Source organism: Pseudonocardia sp. WMMC193 (genome assembly GCF_021728735.1).
Classification (GTDB): Bacteria; Actinomycetota; Actinomycetes; order Mycobacteriales; family Pseudonocardiaceae; genus Pseudonocardia; species Pseudonocardia oroxyli.
In genome coordinates this window covers 6,657,411-6,675,590 of the sequence record NZ_JAKKDO010000003.1, presented here as the reverse complement: position 1 = coordinate 6,675,590, position 18,180 = coordinate 6,657,411, and the positions used below count along the sequence as shown (strand labels likewise).

General features: G+C 69.5%; 14 protein-coding genes and 2 tRNA genes. 7 read left to right on the top strand and 9 right to left on the bottom strand.

From position 1 onward, the window contains the following. Positions 1-5: 5 nt before the first annotated feature. Positions 6-1,445, top strand: coding sequence for a PH domain-containing protein (locus tag L3X23_RS34050; protein WP_237197769.1), 1,440 nt, complete (start codon positions 6-8; stop codon positions 1,443-1,445). On the opposite strand, the gene L3X23_RS34045 is transcribed toward L3X23_RS34050, so the two are convergent. Then, a complete protein-coding gene (locus L3X23_RS34045) occupies positions 1,408-2,976 on the bottom strand; it encodes a helicase HerA-like domain-containing protein (protein ID WP_237197767.1) in 1,569 nt (522 codons plus the stop codon). The two genes, L3X23_RS34050 and L3X23_RS34045, sit on opposite strands and share 38 nt — an antisense overlap. A gap of 38 nt (positions 2,977-3,014) precedes the next feature. Here L3X23_RS34045 and orn point away from each other — a divergent pair, with 38 nt between their 5' ends. The 4 genes from orn (at position 3,015) to L3X23_RS34025 (ending at position 5,257) form a co-directional block, all read left to right on the top strand. Next, complete coding sequence (orn, locus tag L3X23_RS34040) at positions 3,015-3,617, top strand: oligoribonuclease (RefSeq protein WP_237197765.1); 603 nt, start codon at positions 3,015-3,017, stop codon at positions 3,615-3,617. A 61-nt stretch (positions 3,618-3,678) separates the two neighbouring features. Continuing rightward, positions 3,679-3,751 (top strand) — tRNA-His (locus L3X23_RS34035). 96 nt (positions 3,752-3,847) lie between these two features. Continuing rightward, positions 3,848-3,920 (top strand) — tRNA-Lys (locus L3X23_RS34030). 104 nt (positions 3,921-4,024) lie between these two features. Beyond that, the gene (locus tag L3X23_RS34025; RefSeq protein ID WP_237197763.1) at positions 4,025-5,257 is read left to right on the top strand and encodes a tyrosine-type recombinase/integrase; all 1,233 of its coding nucleotides are present in this window, start codon (positions 4,025-4,027) and stop codon (positions 5,255-5,257) included. Positions 5,258-5,305: 48 nt separating this feature from the next. On the opposite strand, the gene L3X23_RS34020 is transcribed toward L3X23_RS34025, so the two are convergent. Continuing rightward, positions 5,306-6,445: a hypothetical protein gene (locus L3X23_RS34020; RefSeq protein ID WP_237197761.1), complete on the bottom strand. Its 1,140-nt coding sequence runs from the start codon at positions 6,443-6,445 to the stop codon at positions 5,306-5,308. 886 nt (positions 6,446-7,331) lie between these two features. Continuing rightward, positions 7,332-8,438: a Swt1 family HEPN domain-containing protein gene (locus L3X23_RS34015; RefSeq protein WP_237198195.1), complete on the bottom strand. Its 1,107-nt coding sequence runs from the start codon at positions 8,436-8,438 to the stop codon at positions 7,332-7,334. 82 nt (positions 8,439-8,520) lie between these two features. On the opposite strand from L3X23_RS34015, the gene L3X23_RS34010 reads away from it, so the two are divergent. Then, positions 8,521-9,084 (top strand): hypothetical protein, encoded by a 564-nt coding sequence (locus L3X23_RS34010; RefSeq protein WP_237197759.1) that lies wholly within the window; start codon positions 8,521-8,523, stop codon positions 9,082-9,084. A gap of 82 nt (positions 9,085-9,166) precedes the next feature. Here the strand turns inward: L3X23_RS34010 and L3X23_RS34005 are convergent, their stop codons facing one another. Both L3X23_RS34005 and L3X23_RS34000 read right to left on the bottom strand, forming a co-directional pair. Beyond that, complete coding sequence (locus L3X23_RS34005) at positions 9,167-10,759, bottom strand: YfjI family protein (protein ID WP_237197757.1); 1,593 nt, start codon at positions 10,757-10,759, stop codon at positions 9,167-9,169. Continuing rightward, complete coding sequence (locus L3X23_RS34000; RefSeq protein WP_237197755.1) at positions 10,756-11,640, bottom strand: bifunctional DNA primase/polymerase; 885 nt, start codon at positions 11,638-11,640, stop codon at positions 10,756-10,758. The genes L3X23_RS34005 and L3X23_RS34000 overlap by 4 nt, the downstream gene beginning before the upstream one ends. Positions 11,641-11,698: 58 nt before the next feature. On the opposite strand from L3X23_RS34000, the gene L3X23_RS33995 reads away from it, so the two are divergent. Further along, positions 11,699-12,112, top strand: coding sequence for a hypothetical protein (locus tag L3X23_RS33995; protein ID WP_237197753.1), 414 nt, complete (start codon positions 11,699-11,701; stop codon positions 12,110-12,112). A gap of 2 nt (positions 12,113-12,114) precedes the next feature. On the opposite strand, the gene mobF is transcribed toward L3X23_RS33995, so the two are convergent. The 4 genes from mobF to L3X23_RS33975 all read right to left on the bottom strand — a co-directional run bounded on the left by mobF (position 12,115) and on the right by L3X23_RS33975 (position 18,179). Continuing rightward, on the bottom strand, positions 12,115-16,347 hold the full coding sequence (gene mobF / locus L3X23_RS33990) for a MobF family relaxase (RefSeq protein WP_237197750.1): 4,233 nt from the start codon (positions 16,345-16,347) through the stop codon (positions 12,115-12,117). A 76-nt stretch (positions 16,348-16,423) separates the two neighbouring features. Continuing rightward, positions 16,424-17,134 carry a hypothetical protein gene (locus L3X23_RS33985; protein ID WP_237197749.1) on the bottom strand — a complete coding sequence of 237 codons (711 nt, stop codon included), beginning with the start codon at positions 17,132-17,134 and terminating at the stop codon, positions 16,424-16,426. Next, a complete protein-coding gene (locus L3X23_RS33980) occupies positions 17,131-17,775 on the bottom strand; it encodes a hypothetical protein (protein WP_237197747.1) in 645 nt (214 codons plus the stop codon). The genes L3X23_RS33985 and L3X23_RS33980 overlap by 4 nt, the downstream gene beginning before the upstream one ends. Further along, positions 17,772-18,179, bottom strand: coding sequence for a hypothetical protein (locus L3X23_RS33975; RefSeq protein WP_237197745.1), 408 nt, complete (start codon positions 18,177-18,179; stop codon positions 17,772-17,774). The genes L3X23_RS33980 and L3X23_RS33975 overlap by 4 nt, the downstream gene beginning before the upstream one ends. Position 18,180 lies beyond the last annotated feature (1 nt).

The window sequence follows — 18,180 nt, the reverse complement described above, 5'->3', positions numbered from 1 at the left end:
GCCCGGTGACCGACTGGCGTCGGCTCGACCCGCGCATGATCGTGGTCGCGCCGGTGCACGCGTTGATCCGGCTCGTCCCGCTCCTGCTGATCGTGCTGGTCACCGGCCGCTCGGGTGATCCGACGCGAGTGTGGATCTCGCTCGGCATCGCGGGGCTCGTCGTGGTCGGCGGCCTGATCCGCTGGCGCACCACGAGGTACCGCATCACCCCGGAGCGGGTGGAGCTGCACAGCGGCTGGATCCGACGGCAGCGCCGTTCCGTGCCGCGCGACCGCATCCGCACCGTCGACCTGACGGCGACGTTGCTGCACCGGGCCTTCCGGCTCAACGTCGTCGTGGTCCGGGCCGCCGAGCACGGCGGCGAGCACTCCGGCCTCAACCTGGACGCGGTCAGCGGTGCGGAGGCCGAGCTGCTGCGTCGCGAGCTCCTGCGCCACGGCGCCGCGCCGTCGGAGGACCCGGCCGAGCCGCATCCCGAACCCGGACCCACCGAGCTCGCCCGGCTCGACTGGCGTTGGCTGCGCTTCGCCCCGCTCACCTTCTCCTCGCTGGCCGGGTTCGGGGCCATCGCCGCGGCGGCCTTCAACCTGCTCCTCGAGCTGGGCGTGACGCCCCGCGAGCTCGGCGGCGCGGCGTTCCGGCTGCTCAACGGCACCGGCTGGACCCTGCTGGTGGTGTCCGCGCTCCTGCTCGCGGTCATCGGCTCGAGCGCGCTGTTCGTGGCGCGCTGGTGGGGCTACCGACTGACCCGCGAGCCGGACGGCACGCTGCGGGTCCGGCGCGGGCTGTTCACGTCCCGGTCGCTGTCGGTCGCCGAGGACCGGATCCGCGGGGTAGGGGTGCACGAGCCGCTGCTGCTGCGTGCGGGTCGCGGGGCGCAGACCAGGGCGTTGGCCGCGGGTCTGGGCCGCGAGCGGCAGGGCGGGGTGCTGCAGCCGCCCGTGCCGCGGGCCGAGGCGCACCGGGTCGCGGGCGTCGCGCTGCAGGCTCCCGATCCCACCCGCACCGCACTGACGGCGCATCCGCACGCGGCACTGCGCCGCCGGTTCACCCGCGCGCTCGGGCCCGCGGCGGCTGTCGTGGCGGCCGCGATCCTGCTCGGCGTCCAGGATCCGGCCCGGGCCTGGATCTGGCCGTGGACCCTGGTCCTGCTCCCGCTCGCCGCCCTGCTGGCCCTGGACCGCTACCGCGCACTCGGCCACACGCTCACCGAGCACCATCTGGTGAGCAGGCTCGGCGGATTCTCCCGCCGCACCACGGCGTTGCAGCGCAACGGGATCGTCGGCTGGCGGGTCCGGCAGAGCCTGTTCCAGCGGCGCGCGGGCGTGGTGACCCTGGAGGCGGTGACGGCGGCGGGCGAGGGAGGCTACGAGATCCTCGACATCGCGCCCGCCACCGCCGCCGGGCTCATCGACGCCGTCGGGTCCCGAAGAGGCTCCGGCTGATCTCCCGGCCCAGTCCGGCCGCCATCGACCGCATGAACTGCTTGGCCGCGGGCGAGCCGAGGATGTTCTCGATCAGCCCGGGCTCCTCCTTCTCCCGACGCGGGGGCGGCGGCGTGTCCTGCGGGACAGGCGGCGGCGGGGCCTGCTCGGCCTCCTGCTGCGCCTGCTGCTGGGCCATGCGCGCGGTCAGCATCTCGTAGGCCGACTCCCCGTCGACCGTGGTCCCGTACTTGGCGTACAGGGGCGAGGCCTTGGCCGCCTCCGTGATCGCCGGACCACCGATCGCGGCCATCAACGACCGCGGCGCCCGCATCCGGGCCCACGCGACGGGTGTGGGCGCGCCCCGCTCCGACAGGACGGTGACGATCGCCTCGCCGGTCCCCAGCGACGTGAGGGCCTCCTCGAGGTCGTACACCGTGGACGTCGGGTAGGTCTTGACCGTCTTGGTGAGCGCCTTCTGGTCCTCGGGGGTGAAGGCGCGCAACGCGTGCTGCACCCGCGCGCCCAGCTGCGACAGCACCGCGTTCGGGACGTCCGTCGGCAGCTGCGTGCAGAAGAACACCCCGATCCCCTTGGAGCGGATGAGCTTCACGGTCTGCTCGATGCGCTCCAGGAAGGCCTTCGAGGCGTCGTTGAACAGCAGGTGGGCCTCGTCGAAGAAGAAGACGAGCTTCGGCTTGTCGAGGTCGCCCGCCTCGGGCATCTCCTCGTAGAGCTCCGCGAGCAGCCACATCAGGAAGGTGGAGAACAGCTTCGGGTTGGCCGCCTGCTCGGCCAGCTCGACGAGCGTGACCACACCCTTGCCGTCGACCTGGCGGATCAGGTCGGCGGGCTCGAACTCCGGCTCGCCGAAGAACTCCGTGCCGCCCTGGGCCTCCAGGTTGACCAGGGCCCGCAGGATGACGCCCGCGGTGGCCGCCGAGACCCCGCCGATGCCCTTCAGGTCCGCCTTGCCCTCGTCGGACGTCAGGTGCTGGATGACCGCCCGCAGGTCCTTCGTGTCCAGCAGCGGGAGCCCGCGCTGGTCCGCGAAGTGGAAGATCAGCCCGAGCGTGGACTCCTGGGTGTCGTTGAGGTCCAGCACCTTCGACAGCAGGATGGGCCCGAACTGGGTGATCGTGGCGCGGATCGGGATCGCGCTCGAGCCGCCGCCCAGGCTCAGGAACTCGACGGGGAAGCCCGTCGCCACCCAGTCGTCGCCGGTGTCCGCGGCCCGGGACTGGATCTTCGGGCCGTCCTCGCCGGGCTTCGAGAGCCCGGAGAGGTCCCCCTTGACGTCCGCGAGCAGCACGGGGACGCCGGCGTTCGACAGCTGCTCGGCCAACCCCTGCAACGTCTTGGTCTTGCCGGTACCCGTGGCCCCGGCCACGAGGCCGTGCCGGTTCAACGTCGCGAACGGGATCCGGACCTTGGCGGTGGGATCGACCTTGCCGTCGACGAGGACGGTGCCGAGCTCCAGCGCCTCGCCCTCGGTCGCGTAGCCGGCGGCGATCTGCTGGGCGGCGCTGTTCACGGTGGTGTCTTCAGCCACACGGCGGAGCCTAGACCAGGAGGCTTACGCTGCGAGCCATGAACGACCGGTTGGTGTGGATCGACTGCGAGATGACAGGTCTCGATCTCCAGCGGGACGCGCTCGTCGAGATCGCGGTCCTGGTCACGGACGGCGACCTCAACGTGCTGGGTGACGGCGTCGACGTCGTCATCCACGCCGACGAGGCCGCGCTCGCCGCGATGCCCCCCGTCGTGGAGGAGATGCACCGCAAGTCCGGGCTCACCGAGGAGATCCGGGCGTCGCGGGTGACGGTGCGGGAGGCCGAGGCCCTCGTGCTGGAGTACGTGCGCGCGCACGTGCCGGAGGCGGGGACCGCGCCGCTCGCGGGGAACTCCATCGCGACCGACCGCGGGTTCATCGCCCGGGACATGCCCGAGCTCGACGCCCACCTGCACTACCGCATGATCGACGTCAGCTCCGTCAAGGAGCTCGCCCGCCGCTGGTTCCCCCGGGTCTTCTACGCCAAGCCCGAGAAGGGCCTCGCGCACCGCGCCCTCGCGGACATCGTCGAGTCCATCCGGGAGCTCGAGTACTACCGCCGCACCCTGTTCGTCCACCCCCCCGGCCCCACGTCCGAGGAGGCCAGGGCGGCCGCCGCCGCGGTGGCACCCCCGGCGTAGAGCCGGCCCGGGGCATCACGTACTCTCTACGAGGCCGCCGGGGAAACCCGGCGAACCGATGGTGGGTGTAGCTCAGCTGGTAGAGCACCTGGTTGTGGTCCAGGGGGCCGCGGGTTCAAGTCCCGTCACTCACCCGGGGTCCGCGGACCCCCCTCGCACGACCCCGCGGGAGCGCTGGTACAGTGAATCCCGGTGTCGCGCAAGGGACACCGCACAACAACTCAACACATGCACCGCTAGCTCAATTGGCAGAGCAGCTGACTCTTAATCAGCGGGTTCACGGTTCAAGTCCGTGGCGGTGTACGCAAACTAGCAGGTCAGACCGGTTGTCGGTCTGGCCTGTTAGCTTTTCCCGGAGATCCACTCAACGGAAACTCAACGAAAACCCCGTCCGGGAGGGGTACGCGATGGCTCGTCCTCCGCTTGAGCTCGGCTCGCATGGAGAGATCCAGGTCACCCGCGATGGCAGCCGCTGGCTCGCCCGCTGCCGATACCGCGACCTCGACGGCCGCACCCGCCAGCTCTCCCGCTGGGCGCCCACGAAAGCCACCGCGCAAAAGGCGATCCAGGACGCTCTCCGTGAGCGCAGCGGCGCGCCGCAGGCGATGGCGCTTGGCTCGCACTCCCGCTTCCGCGAAGCCTCCGAGGTCTGGTTCGCGAAGATCCAGGAGCGCCGAGCCGACTCCACCGCCGACACGTACGCCAACTGCCTCAAGAAGCAGGTCCTCCCCAAGCTGGGCGAGCTCCGCCTCATCGAGTGCACCGTCGCCCGCCTCGACACCTACTTCGCCGACCTCGAGTCGGCCCGCAAGATGGTGAAGCTCCGGGACGGTTCGTACGAGGAGCGGCCTGCCCACGCTGCGAACACCCGCCGCATGATTCGCGCGATCGTCTCCGGCGTGATGCAGCAGGCCGTCCTCAACCAGGTCATCCCGACCAACCCGGTCCGCGAGCTCGAACGCATCGAGACATCCCGTGGCCACAAGGCCACTCCTCCACACGGGCTCACGGTGGAGGAACGCCGCCAGCTCTTGGAGTTCACCGATACCGACCAGGTCGCCGTCCGCGCAGACATGCCCGACCTCATTCGCTTCGCCCTCGGCTCCGGCCTGCGCGTAGGCGAGATCTGCGCCGTCCGCTGGATGGACCTCGACCTCGACGGCCTCCGCATCGTCGGCCCCGGCGAGGCCCAGCGAGTCCCGGTAGTGGCAGTCCGCCAAAACGTCTACCCGATCAAGGGCAAAGGCCTCGTCGTCCACGACGGCAAGAGCGCCATGGCCCTCCGCGTCGTCCCACTCACCCAGTTCATCGTCACCCGCCTCCGCGCCCGCCACGACCCACTCTTCGACCCCACCTGGCCCCTCTTCGCCTCAGCAGGCCGCGACGGCATCCCGACCTACCGGTGGCCCGCCAACGTCCGCCGCAGCGTCCGCAGGATCCGCGACAAGGTCGACCTCGAGTGGATGACCCCCCACACCTGGCGCCGCACCTACGCCACCATCCTCGACGACGAGATCACCCTGACCGACCGCGCCAAGGCCGACCTCATGGGCCAAGCGAAGTTCCTCAAGGACACCTACGTAAGCCGCGGCGAACTCCACCCCGACGCCGCAGTCTTCCTCGACGCCGCACTGCGATAAATAGACATGCAGGCAGAGGCCAGCTGGTGGGTTGGCGGGTGACGCACTTCAGTCTGACTCACCGGCGCCTGCCGACGGCACAAATACATCGTCCTGAGCAGCTGGACCTCTCGCGAGTGTCGGTCCGCCATAGTCAAACTGCCTGTGGTCCCACGCGCGGTCAAGCCAGTCTTCGACCGCTGCTTCTCTCTGCTTGTCGAAGAGACCCACCTTCTCCGCCAACTCACGCATCACCACTCCCAGGCCTGGGGATAGCCCGTCGACTGCCTCGATGGCGGTGTGGCCAGCCAAGCTGACGATCGCCTCGAGAGTGGCTCCTCGACCACGGTACGGGGCAAGCTTCGGATCGGTACCGGGAGGCATCAAAGCGACCAGGAGATCGCGAGAGCCGCCCCAATGCGACGAAGGCTGTAGGTGCGAGAGGTCGCCGAGCGCGTAGTTCAGCGGCTGAAGCCGCTTCCAGCCTGCCAATTTCAACCAGTCGCGCGGACTTGTCGACGCACCGCGCGCCTCCAGCCGTACTGCAGCCTCCGGCTTACGCAAGTGGGCCCGGATCCGCGCTAGGGATTCGAGGACATCCCGCAGGACGCCCATCGCACGGTCATCATCTTCGAGCCAGAGCCACTGGGCTGAGCGGAGCCCGGAGCCAGCAACCACCGCAGCCGATCGGACTTCGGACGACGGATGCCACAGCCCAAGCAGGCCAAGAATCTCGGCTGAGAAGATCTGCCTCGTGGATCGTGCCTCAAGCATGCTGTAATCGAGCGGTCCGGTCATCTCTGCTTCAATTTCGAAGGCACGCTGCGCTAACATAGCTGACGCGTATCGTCTGTGCTGGAAGAACAACACGGCTATTTCGTCGTCATAGAAGAGGCGGCCCGCGGGCCGTCGACCTTGCCAGACTTGCTCAATCGCCTCAAAAGCATGACGAAGCATCTCGACCTTATCTGCCCGCAAGGCCGTCTCGGGCATGAACGGCCAGAGGGCATGTTGCGGGTATCCGTCGGTTCCGGCATTGGGCACGAAGCCGATCGACGTGCTGACACGTTGCGCGCTCTCGATGTCATCACGCTCGGCGAAGTAGGAGGCCACACAGACCGACAGGCGCTCACTACAAATCTCCGCCAGGTCGAGCACCTTCTGGCCACCGTAGATTCCGTACTCGCTGTACGCCGGATCGAGCAGCATGCTGGCTTCATAGAAGACCGAATCGACCCCGGCGCCGCGACCATGGAGCATTTCGGATGCCTCAGCGTATGCGTCGCCAGTACTAACTCGCCGACCACCAGCCGGAAGTAGTCTCTGTCGCAGTCCTCGGTCCCCAGACTTAAGTTTTTCTGGAGTGGCGAACCGCTTATCGTGCGCAGTCCAGATTCGGTCGAAATACGTCGCTGTTGTTTCTCCCTGCTCGCGCCGGGCCTGTACATTGTACTCGATGTTGAGCGCCCAGCGCTCCAACTGAGTACGGGCAACAAGAGCTCCACCGATGAACTGGCCACATAGCGTAAGACGTATCGCTGCGATAACGCTGTCCACACCCCAAGCAAGATGGTCTAGCCAGCTGCCACCTAGCGAGATCGGTGGCCTCTCGGGGTCGACTCCCGCTCTGTGCAGACCGTGGCCTACAAGGTACAGCTGGTTTACGATCTTGTACGCCCGCGTGCGCAGTTCCTCATCGACTTGACCGATTCGCATCATCCGTCGGTTGTGTCGCGAGATCAGCGCAGCAGCGAGGAAATCAACTCCGCGCTCCGCAGCAGCCTCGAAGGATTCGAGGTCCCCAGCGACGCCTTGTCCGTATCTCTCCGCACGATCGGCGTTGCGGCTCTGTCGGTAGTTGACTCCTCTTGCCTCATAGGCCTGCCTGCGCTCCTGCTTGCGACGGCTCGCTCGACCCAACTCCGCTACCTCTCTGAGACCGGACATCGAACGTTGGTCACGCGCCGGGCGATTCACCAACCGGCTGACGCCCACGTGTGTGCTTGAGACATCAGCTTCCGGCGATCCCGCCTGTCCAGCAACCGCGTTTCTCGTGACGAGCCGAAGCGCCCAAGTTCAGCACCCAGATTCGAGCTCATCTCCAACGAGGCATCGACTCCACGCCTCCACCAGATCCAAAATTGCTGATCGGCAGCGTCTGATCGTTGACGACGTTCCACGGACTCGATGCTTTCAAACGATAGTCAACGGACCGAGCACGGCGATCGAGCTCCTGGTACCTCTCGTCCGACAACTGGGTCCACCTCGAAGCCGAGAGCACCGCATCGAAGGTTTCGCCTATTGCGTCCGATATAAGTTCAGGATCGTCGGCGGCTGAAAAACTGAAGCCGACTTGGTGCGGCCCATCGGCAAGCATATGAATTAGATAGTACTTGGTAAGCAGCAGCTCATCGCTATTCCAAAATGCGCGGGCATCGATCCATCTCCTGCGCAGAAAGAAGTCGCAATGCCATATTATCCCTGGAGCATTTGAAAGGTCGTCGGGCCAGGTCGCCCAAGGCCTTTGACTGACCGTCAGTCTAATACTAACCTCATACTGGTCTTCGGCATGACGGATCAACCTCTTAGCTGTTGGATGCGCCTCACCTAGCCAGCCGAGCGTGACCGGATCACCATTCTTCGCCAAGTCTGGCTGCCGCCTCATGTTGTAGGTGGCCAGCGCGATATACGTTCCCCGCTCTAAGTCGCGCAGAGTCTGGTCCAAGCGACTCAAATCATCTGTGTGCGGTGTCCGAATGTGTCCGATCCTGTGGCGTATCCTAGCCAACTCCTCCTGTCGCCCTTTCCATACTGTCTGATTCATAAGAGAAGGCTCGAAGAGGTTCCACTCAGATTCGATAACCTGAATAAGCTGACTGTAGTCGAGGTAGGCTAAAGGGTTCTCGGTGTCCGCTGCCTCCATATGAGTGTAGGCAGCGTCCTGAGCCTGCCTCCCCACTCCTGCCCGGACGTGGCCGCCCCACTCCAAGCCGTACTTAGCGCGCAGTTCGACGTAGACGAGCTCTCTGAGCCAGTACTCGAGCTGCCACCATCGGGCATACGATGCCAATGCCGCGTGAGGCATGCTCATCGAGGTTGCCATGCGCACGGCGCGCTCTACCAGCAGATTATCGCCAAAGATGGGAGCCTCAGGCTCATATTCCTCATCAACGGACACGCTGAACTGTAGCATCAGGACCACGCTCAACTGAATATCACTGGCACAGAATTCCACAGCCTAGATAGCTAGATGCCTGCAACAATTTACCGGGGAGCCTGCCTAAATGGCCAACGATTGGACCGACGAGGTCGACCGTGATGACTCACTAAGTGATGAGTCATATCATCACCGCGAACTTTATGCCCAGTTCGGGTTGGCAATCTACATGGCTCAGGTTCTCGAGATGGGAGTGATCAATCTGCTCTCTGTCATGGACGCCCTGCCACAGGCAAAAAGTCAGGAAGAGTACGACACACTCGTATCCGAACTAATGACTCGAACGCTCGGAAAGACAATTAGGCGACTCCGCGTCTTACTGCCTGACGAGCCTGAGCTGTGCGCAAAACTTGAAGTTGCTCTGAACAAGAGGAACTACATGGCTCATCGCTTTTGGCGCGAGAAAGTTCAGCTTGTTGCCACAGCGAAAGGAAGAAATCGCCTAATATCCGAGCTGATAGAGGCCAGAGAACTCTTCGAAGGCGTGGATCGGCAGCTGGATGAAATACTGTTCGCGCATGCATCCAAGGGTGGACCAACACGAGAATCCGTCAGGGATGCGGTCGTGAGAGAACGAGAGTTGATGGTGGCACTTGATGGGCACCTCCCTGACGAACTGCCAACTCTCTAGGATCTGACCCAAGCCAAATACTGCGAGGCGCTGAGTCCGAGCCGCGTCATGCCGCGAAAGCCGCACAAGCCGCAGAAGGTGCTCAGCTCCCATCTTCTGCGGCTTTCGCGGCTTTCGCGGCACGGAGGTGGACCTCCCATCGCGGTGAGCTCGGGCGGCCGCCCGTCGGTGCTGACGGGGCGGCGAGGCGGATGAAGCCGTGGGCCTCCAGGAGCGCCAGGGCCGGGCTCAGGTCGGTGACCTTGCGGAAGCGGGCGCGGGAGAGGCCGGTGAAGGCGTCGCGGCGGCTGAAGTGCTCGGCGCCGGTGCGGGCAATCCAGTCCAGGACGGCGCGGGCGTCGTCGATGGTCGGGTCGGCGCCCATGCGATCGAAGACGGCCAGGGCGTGGGCGAGGAAGTACTGACCGAGCCTGGCCGCGGCCTCAATGTGGCGGGCTTCGACGGGCTGGGACCAGGCAGTCGGGAGGAGTTCGGCGAGGTGAAGCAGGCCCGCGATTCGGGCGGTCGCGCCGGTCAGTTTGGACGCCCAGTCGGTGACGTGGGCGAGATCGGCGTGCGCGTCGAGTCGGGGCTCGAGGCCGCGCTCCAGGTCGAGGACACGATGGTTGGCCTCGTCGTTCAGGCGTAGGTGGAGCTGCTCGTGCTCCGCGGCCAGGGTGACGACCAGACGGGCGAGGCGGGAGCTGTAGGCGCGGTCGACCGGGGCCGGGACCGCGGGCGCGCCGATGCGGCGGCGGCCGACGGTGTTCTCCGGCAGGGAGTACAGGATCCGGGCCAACAGGCCGCGGCCGCGGAAGCCGGGCATGCGGGCGATGTCGGTGAGCACCTCGGGCTGCAGGGCCAAGCCGAGCGTGAGGGCCGGGGCCGCGATGTGCTCAGCTGGGCGGCCCTTGCGATCGACCCGGAGGAGGTCGCCCGCGTGGCCCTTGAGGAAGACCTCGAGGTTCGCGACTCCGCCGGAGTACCTGCCCGCGAGCGTCGCGAAGATCCCGCCCTCCGCCGAGAGCACGGCGAGCCTTCCACATTGCTCGGCGAGCAGCGATGCCGCGGCCTCCGTGGTGACGTCGTCGGCGATCAAGCGCGGCACCGGCGGGACCACGAGCTGGTCGGCCTCGACGGATGCCTCGGCCGCTGACGCCAGGGCCTCCTCGCGGTCCAGTCGATCCCGAGCGCTCGTCGCTTGTTTCGCGCGCCGTTCTGCCTCGGCCTCCGCGATCTTGCGTGCGAGCTCCGCCTCGGCGATCCGCGGCCGGGCCTGCTCGATGAGCTGCCGCTCCGCCTCCAGCAGCGGCGCCGTTATCGCCGCGAACACTGCGCTCTTGCGCGAGCCTGGCGGCATCGCGACCACCGTGTACAGGTTCAGCGGCTCTCGCCAGCCCGGGCGGATCTCCACGTCCGCCCGGCCACCCGCCGCGGTCGAGAGCGCCGCGAGTGCCAGGCAGCCGGGGAGGTCGAGTGGGGTCTGGGTGAACTCCGCGACCGCCAGCACCATGTCGGCAACCCACGTCGGCAGCGCGTCGACTGGGAACGGCGGGACCAGGCGGCGCGGGGTGAGCGGAGTCGGGTCCGCGTCCCAGCCTTGCGGCTGCGCCGCGTCCTCGCCGTGCAGGACGGCGAGACGGCGGTCGGCGTCGAGGCCGGTCAGGATGTCGCGAGCGCTTCGGCGCTGCGTCACGGTCGATCACTCCCGATCGGTGCGGTGCGGGGTTGCTGGCTGCCAGCGGTCAGGCCGGAGCGGATGGTGCGGTCCGCCTCGCTCGCCGGGAGGCCGACGGCTGCGGAGGCTTCGGCCAGCGCAGATCGGGCCAGACCGTCCGGGAGCAGTCCAGCGGCGACCAGCTGACCGAGGGCGAAGGCGGCCTTGTTGAGCGAGGCGTTGCGGCTCCCCCTGCCTGCGGCAAGAACGTGCTCGATCTCCCCGCGCAGTGCCGCGGCGGCGTACTGCGAGCGGCGGCCGACGATGTCCAGCACCGGGCCCAGATCAGGACGCGGAACCGCAGGATCGTCCAGCAGCTCGGCGATCCAGGAAGGCAGCGGAGCGACCTCGTCGACGTCGTTGCTGCGGTACCTCCGCCCGCGCACCACGGATCCGGCCGCCACGACATAGCCGCCGGATGCGCGAACATCAATGAGCCAGCCAAGCCAACCGGCGCTGTTCCTGATCCGACGGCCCTCCGGCGCATTGAAGTACCAATGCTCGCCGCCTGACGGAGTCTGCGTGGACAGCGTCTCCCATGGCAGCGGCTCATCGTGGTCGGCCGCGAGCGCCGCCAGGACGTCCACGCCGTCGCGGATGCCGGGTCGATCCCATTCCGCGGGCCGAACGGACCCGTGGTCCGAGGTGTCCAGGTCGATCACGACGAGATTCGAAGGGCCACAAGCAATCCCGACATTTAGGCGAGGCTCCCGCAGCCACGCCCGGCGGATCCGCACCGGATCCGTCGTCGCCCGCGCTTCCCAGTCCTTGATAGCAGGCCGCTTGTCCCCGGCCCGCAGCGGAAAGACCCGCCAGCCGCGCGAGGCGTGTACCAACGCGGCCCGGAGCAGCTCAGACATCGTGCTCACCTCGAGCCGTGACGTCGTCGGCCGCGGATGGGATCCTCGGTGTGTGCGCGTGACCGAGCGCCATCTCGACCGCATCCCGCCGGGCAACCTGAGCGTGCCCCTCGGGGAGTTCGCCGCGCTCTGGAACGCTGCCGAGGAGCAGTCGCGGGCCCAGGGCGAGCGCGGGATCACCGACTGGACCGCGGGCGGCGTCGCACTCACCTGCCGCTGGATGGCCCGCGCGGTCACCGAGACCTCGAACGGCCACCGCATGCCGACGCCCGCGCCGGTCACGAAGGCGACGGCCCTGGCGTCCGAGGAGCTCATCGAGTCGGAGTTCCTGGCCGCGGAGATCATGGCCGCCCGCACCCCTCCCCCGCCGCTCGTCGCGACCCGGCCGGGTTTCGTGGAGGCGGTCGCCGCGACGCTGCGCTGGGCGTGGCGGTCGAGTGGTCCGGTACCGGACCTGACGCCGGTCAGCTGACCTCATGCTCGTTCCCACGCGTCCTCCTCGATGAACTCGGCCTCGTCGGTCTGGACGTACTGCTGCTGCTCCGCCTCGTGCGCGGCGTCGTAGACCTCGCGGGCCTGGATCTCCGCGAGCGCCCGGTGGGCGCGGTCGATCGCTGCGGAGGTCTCGTCCGCGTCCGGCACCCGCACGGCGTCCTCGCCCCGCACGGGCTCCTCGGCGGCGGCGATCTCGCGGATGTCCTGTGGCGCTTCGCGTTCGTCGACTCGGCCAGCGTCGAGCTCGTACTCCTCGGTGATCTCGCGGTGCCGGTCGTCGTCGACATCGGCGGCCCGGTGCGCGGCCAGCCACTCGTCGGCGGTGACCCGTGGTTCGGGCTCGACGTCGTCGACGTGCCGGAGGGCGAGCTCGGCCTGAGCGCGGTCCCCGGCCGCCCGAGTGGCGGCGGTGTGGACGAGCCAGCGCGAGCGCGCGTCGTCGAGCTCCTGGAGCTGGCCCTGGCGCTCGTCGAGCGTCGCAGCGAGGGCCTCGGCGTCCCGGCTCTCGCCGAGCAGCCGGTCCGGGTCGTCGCTCTGGCCTGCCTCGGTCGCCAGCAGGACCGACTTCTGCCGCTGCGCCTCGGCGGCCTGACGGGTGCCGGCCAGCTCGTTGGCGACGTACCGCGGTCCCCACGCCTCCTCCCGTTCGGCCGCGCGGACCCGCAGCCGGAGTTGGCCGTCGGACATCTCGATCTCCTCGCGGTCGATCTCCGGCCGCCCGAGGGCACGCCACGCCGCGCGGTACGCCGCGAATGCCTCGACCTGGCCGGGGCTTGGCGCGGGCCCGAGCGCGTCCTCGCCGGTGTGCTCGCGCAGCTCCCGGTAGGCGGCCACCGGTCCGGCTCGCGACACCCACGCCTCCCGCTCGATCGCCTCCGCTGGTGGCTCGCCGAACGCGTCGACCGCCCAACGCGGCGCCTCGCGCGCAGCCTCCTCCCCCAGCTCGACGGCCCGGCCGTCCGCCGCGGCCGCCAGCTGGTCGAGGTAGCGCTGCCACTCCGGGTCGTCGACGCGCGGGGTCCAATCCGCCCACGTCGTCCCTGCGGGGTCAAAGCGATGCCGGTCGGTGATGCGCGAGTAGAGGACGTTGGTGGCGTTGCGGGCGTCGTCGAGCGAGCGGCCCTCGACGGCCTCGGTCAGGACCTGGCGCGCGTCGTGGCCGGCCAACTCGGCGCTGCGCAGGACGCGAGTCAGCGACGCGGCGCCGTCCTCGGCCGCGATCCGCGCCCGGTCCCGGATGCTGAGGACGCCCTCGGCGGCGAGATCGTCGAGCCAGGTCGCGGTGCGTTGGGTGGCGGCGAGGTGGGCGGCGTCGGCGAGGAGCTCGGCCGCGGAGCGGACCGACCCACGCTCCTCCCCGGACTCCGTCGCTGTCGCCAGCGCCGAGCGAGGCGTGGTCAGCCCGTCCGGATCGAGGACGACGGCCAGCGCGGAGACGGGATCGCGCCGCAGGGTCTGGTCCGGCCGCCCGTCCGCCGGATCCGAGACGGCGAACTCCGTGGTCACGTGCGCCGTGTTCGACGCCCGCCCCCGCGACATCCCGACGTACAGCGCCGCCGGCCCGGTCCGCTGTGTAACGACGACGTGGCTGGTGTCGACCGTCGACCCCTGCGCAGAGTGCACCGTGGACGCGTAGGCCAGGGCCAGCCGATCACCCACGTACGACGCGGGGAGCGCGATCGGCTCGCCGTCGAGCGTCTCGACGTCCAGGCCGCCGTCCTCCCGCAGCGCGGTGACTCGGTAGGTCTCCCGGTTGATCGGACCTCGCCGGTTCCCGTGCTGCCCGGCCAGATCCCAGCCGTTCGCCCGCGCCTCGACGAGATCCCCGACGCCCGCGTACGTGCCCTGCAGCCCAAGCGGCACCCCTGCTTCCTGGACCCGGCCGAGGCGGACGAGCTCGGCGCGTAGGGAGGCGGAAAGCTGTGCGGCCTGCTCGTTGGTGTCGACCAGCAGGATCGAGCGACGCCCGGCGAGGGTGTCGGCCAACCACGCACGCGACGCCGACGCCTCGGCCTGCTCGGCGGAGCCGGAGTCGAGCAACCGACCCTGCCGGTGGTACTCGCGCAGCACGGACTCGTCCCCGGCGCGGAGCCGCAGCGATGCCGCGCGTTCCCAGTCCTCGGTGAACCGGCGGGCGTCGCTGAGCTCGTAGCGGGCGCCGGACCCGGCGAGCAGGTCCATCCCGCCGCCGGCGCCGACCGCGGCGAGCTGCTTGTGGTCGCCGACCAGCAGGAGCTTCGCGCCGGCCGCGTCGACCCGCTGATGGATGGCGGCGAGCGCCGGGGTGTCCGTCATCGCGGACTCGTCGACGACGACCAGGTCACCCGCACGCAGCCGCCACTCCGGCTCGTCGCGCTCCTGGGTGCCCAGCCACTGCGCGACGTTCCGCGCCCGCAGTCCCTCCCCCGCCAGGACCTCCGTCGCGACCTGCGAGGTGGCGAGGCCGAAGACCCGACGCTCGCTCTCGCCGTCGTGCAGCACCGGGTCCGTCCAGCCGCGGGCGATCGCACCGACCACGAACGACTTCCCCGTCCCCGCCGGCCCGACCAACGTCACGACCCGCGCCCCAGACGTCAGCACGCCCCGCACGGCCGCGGCCTGGTCTGCCCCGAGCTCGATCCCTGTGGTGCGCAGACCGTCGAGGAACCGCTGAGCCGCAGCGTCGGAGAGCGCGGTCGCGCCTCGCTCGGCGGTGGCCGCAAGCAGGATCCGCTCGGTGCGGACCTGGTCCGGAGTCGCGTAGAGCTGCCCGCCCGGTGCTTGGTAGACGGACTGGCCGTTCGCCACCCGGAGCGCAGCAGGCAGATCCGGCTCGCCGGGCCGGGCGGCGTCGAGAGGGACGGCGTACTTCACCGCCTCGTCGGCGAGATCGTCGAGCAGCTGGGCCACGTCGGTCCCGGCCGGAAGGGCGAGGTAGTCCGGCAGCGCGGCGTTGATCGCCCGGGTGAGATCGGAGCGCGTCCACCCGGCCCTTTTCGCCTGGACGTCGGCGAGCGCGGTCTCGATCACGGCCTGCGGTGACCAGGTCTGCGCGGCAGGTGCCGACGGCCGGGCCTCCAGCGCGGAGCGGGCGAGACCGGAGAGCCCGTCGGCGACCTCGGTGCGCAGTCGGCTGTCGATGCGGTCGAGCAGCTGCTCGCGGGTCTCGCCGCTGTTCGACTTGGCGCGGCGGGTCGCGAAGGTCGCCTGCCGGGAGAGCCGGTCTCGCTCGAGGCCGTTCGGCGTGCGGCCGAAGCGCTCCTCGAACGCGTCGATCAGCTCGGCCGCCTTGGCGCTGACGTCGCGGCGCCGGGAGGAGATCAGGCCCATGGCCTCCGGCGAGACGCCGAGGATCTCGCGGGCCTTGCCGTCGGGTCGGGTGGCGAACGTGGTGCCGAGCGTGTGGGTCAGCCGCTCCTCCGAGGTGCGTTCGGCGACGGCCGCCGCGGCGGCCCGCCAGCGGTGCATCGCGCGGGAGTCAAGGGTGCGCCAGTCCCCCTCGGGCGTCTCGACCCGGTTGAGGACGGCGTTGTGGATATGGAGCTGCGGATCGTGCTCGCGGGAGTCGTGCTGGAAGAACGAGGCGACGACCCAGTCGTGTGCGTCGACGTAGCGGCCCGCGGCTCCGCCGTGGTGCCCGAGCCGGGTGTAGCCGGCCTTGTCCGAGAGGTACGCCAGACCGGCGTTGTTGCCCTCCCAGATCGCGTCCTCGACCGCCCCGCGGAAGCGACTCCATGCTTCGGCCGCGACCTCGTCCCCCGCTGTACGAGCCTTGACCTCCTCGGCGTTGAACGCGGTGTGCAGCAGTGTCACGGACTTCTGAACGCTGAACGTGACGTCCAGAAAGGCCACGTTCCGGCGCGCGAGCTTGCCCGCCTCGACCCGGAGTTCAGCGCGCCGTTCAGGGCTCGCCTTCGGCTCCCGTTCAAGCGCGGCGGCGTACACCTCGTCCTCGGACCGGTAGTTCCGGCCGGTGTGGCCGAGCGTGAACACCTCGTCCCACCGGTCCTTGTCGCGGAAACCATCCTCGCGCGGGTCGAGGAAGCGCTCGTAGACACCGGTCATGTCCTGGGCGTCGACCAGGCCACGGAGGCCGAGCTTCTCGGCCCCGACGCCCCACCAGCGGCCCGGAGGTTCGCCCTCGGTGACGGCGCCGGTGTAGTAGCTCTCGCGGCCCGTCGCGACCTCCTTCAGGAGGTACTCGGGGCTGTAGCCGACCGCGATGCTCAGCATCCGGCCCACCGCCGGGAACCGGCCCTGTTGATCACGATGCCTAGGTGTGAAGCATCTTTTCTGGTCTGGCTCTTGATCATGAGGTGGTCCTGGAGTCGGTGTCGTCGTGGTTCTGGGGAGTCGGGACAAGCTGGAGTGGATGTGGAGTCGTCGGCTGGTCTCGGAGGGCTTTGAGGGCCTTGGCTGCGGTGCCGCGGGAGACGTCGGCGCGGTCCTGGAGTTCGGAGACGGTCGGCAGCCGACCGTGCTCGGCGCGGTGGGCGCGGGCCTCGCTCGCGGCACGGTCGCGCTGCGGTGACTCGGCCGGTCTGGCGGGGTCGATCTCGACCGCCGCAGGCCGTTCGGGCTCGGCCTGTACAGCGGGCTGTTCATCCCGCTGTACAGCTGGGCGTTCACTTCCGCCGCGGGCGGGCTGGTGTTCAGCGAGCAGGTACAACAGGTGTGCCACCACGGCCGCCGCCACCGCAGGCCACGCGCCGATCCCGAACCGCACCGCCGCCGACGCTTCGAGGGTCACGTCGGACGCGAGGAAGATCGCCTGCGCGAGCCCGGACAGCCCGGCCGCGATCACCACGACCGCCCACGCGTACCGCGCCGCCGAACCGGTGAGCCGCGCCGTCGCGGCGTAGGCGACCAGCGCCAGGCCGTCCGTGATGAGCGGGTAGAGCCAGGCGATCCCAGCCGGAACCCGCGACGCGACGGCGACCTCGTAGAGCCCATGCGCGGTGGCGGCCGCCGCGCCGATTGCGACGGCGAGACCGGGCAACCACACGACCATGCGGGTCATCGGCCGCCTCGCAGCGCATCCCCGATGACGCTGCCGCGCCCCGGCGGCTCGGGCGCCCGCTCATCACGACGCTCAGCCCACCACTCGGCAAGCTCAGCGAGCTGATCCTCGGCCGGCACCTCCGGCGCACCGGTGGAGACCTCGGGCCAGCCCGCACGGCTCTGGTGGTTCTCCGGCGAGCACACCCCGGCCGTCGCCTTGATCCGGCGCACGACCCCGGGCCGCCACCGGTCGTGCCACTCCCCCGCCAGCGCGACCGACGCCGACGGCCCCTGGTACGCCGCCGCCCACGCGTACATGAGCCAGAGCAGCTCCTCGACGACGTGCGGGTGCCAGCACCAGCAGTCCGGGAACGACTCGACGGCGTCCGGGTAGCGGAGGTAGATCGCGCGCAGCCAGGCGGCGAGCTCGTCGAGCAGGGTTCCGGTCGTCGTCGCGTCGGTGGGTGCCATGAGCCACGACGGCGCCGGGGTCGACGCCCGCGTGCGGAGCGCCGTGACGGTCTCGGCCAGGTCGGCCAGGATCCGCGACAGCTCGTCGACCCGGCTCGGAAGCAGGCGCAGCGGGGCGAGCTCGCGGCGCAGACCGTCGACCTCGCGTGCCAGCCCCGCGACGTCTGCGGGCGGCTCGGGCGGGATCATCGCGACCACCCCTCCGCGTCGGCCTCCTGCTCGACGACCGGGACCTCGGCCGGAGCCTCGAACCCGCGGGCCCGTTCGGTCCACAGCGCGGCCTGCCGATCGACGTGCCCGGAGTAGCCGGGGCTGTCGTCGGTCGCGGCGATCTCGGTCCAGCCCTGCGCGTATTCGGCCGCCCGCGTCCGGGCCTGCGCGGCGGTCTCGCCGCGCTCGTAGTCCACCCACTCGTAGCCGCGGCGGATCTCCTCGACGTCACCGGCGTCCAGGCCCCAGCGGTGGACGGAGAAGCCGAGCTGCTCGCTAGTGTCGTCGAGGTAGTCGCGGATCATCGCCGACGCGATCTCGGGCTCGCGCCCGGTCGCGGCGGCGAGCTGCTCGGCGGCCTCACCGCGGGTCAGCGGTCCCATG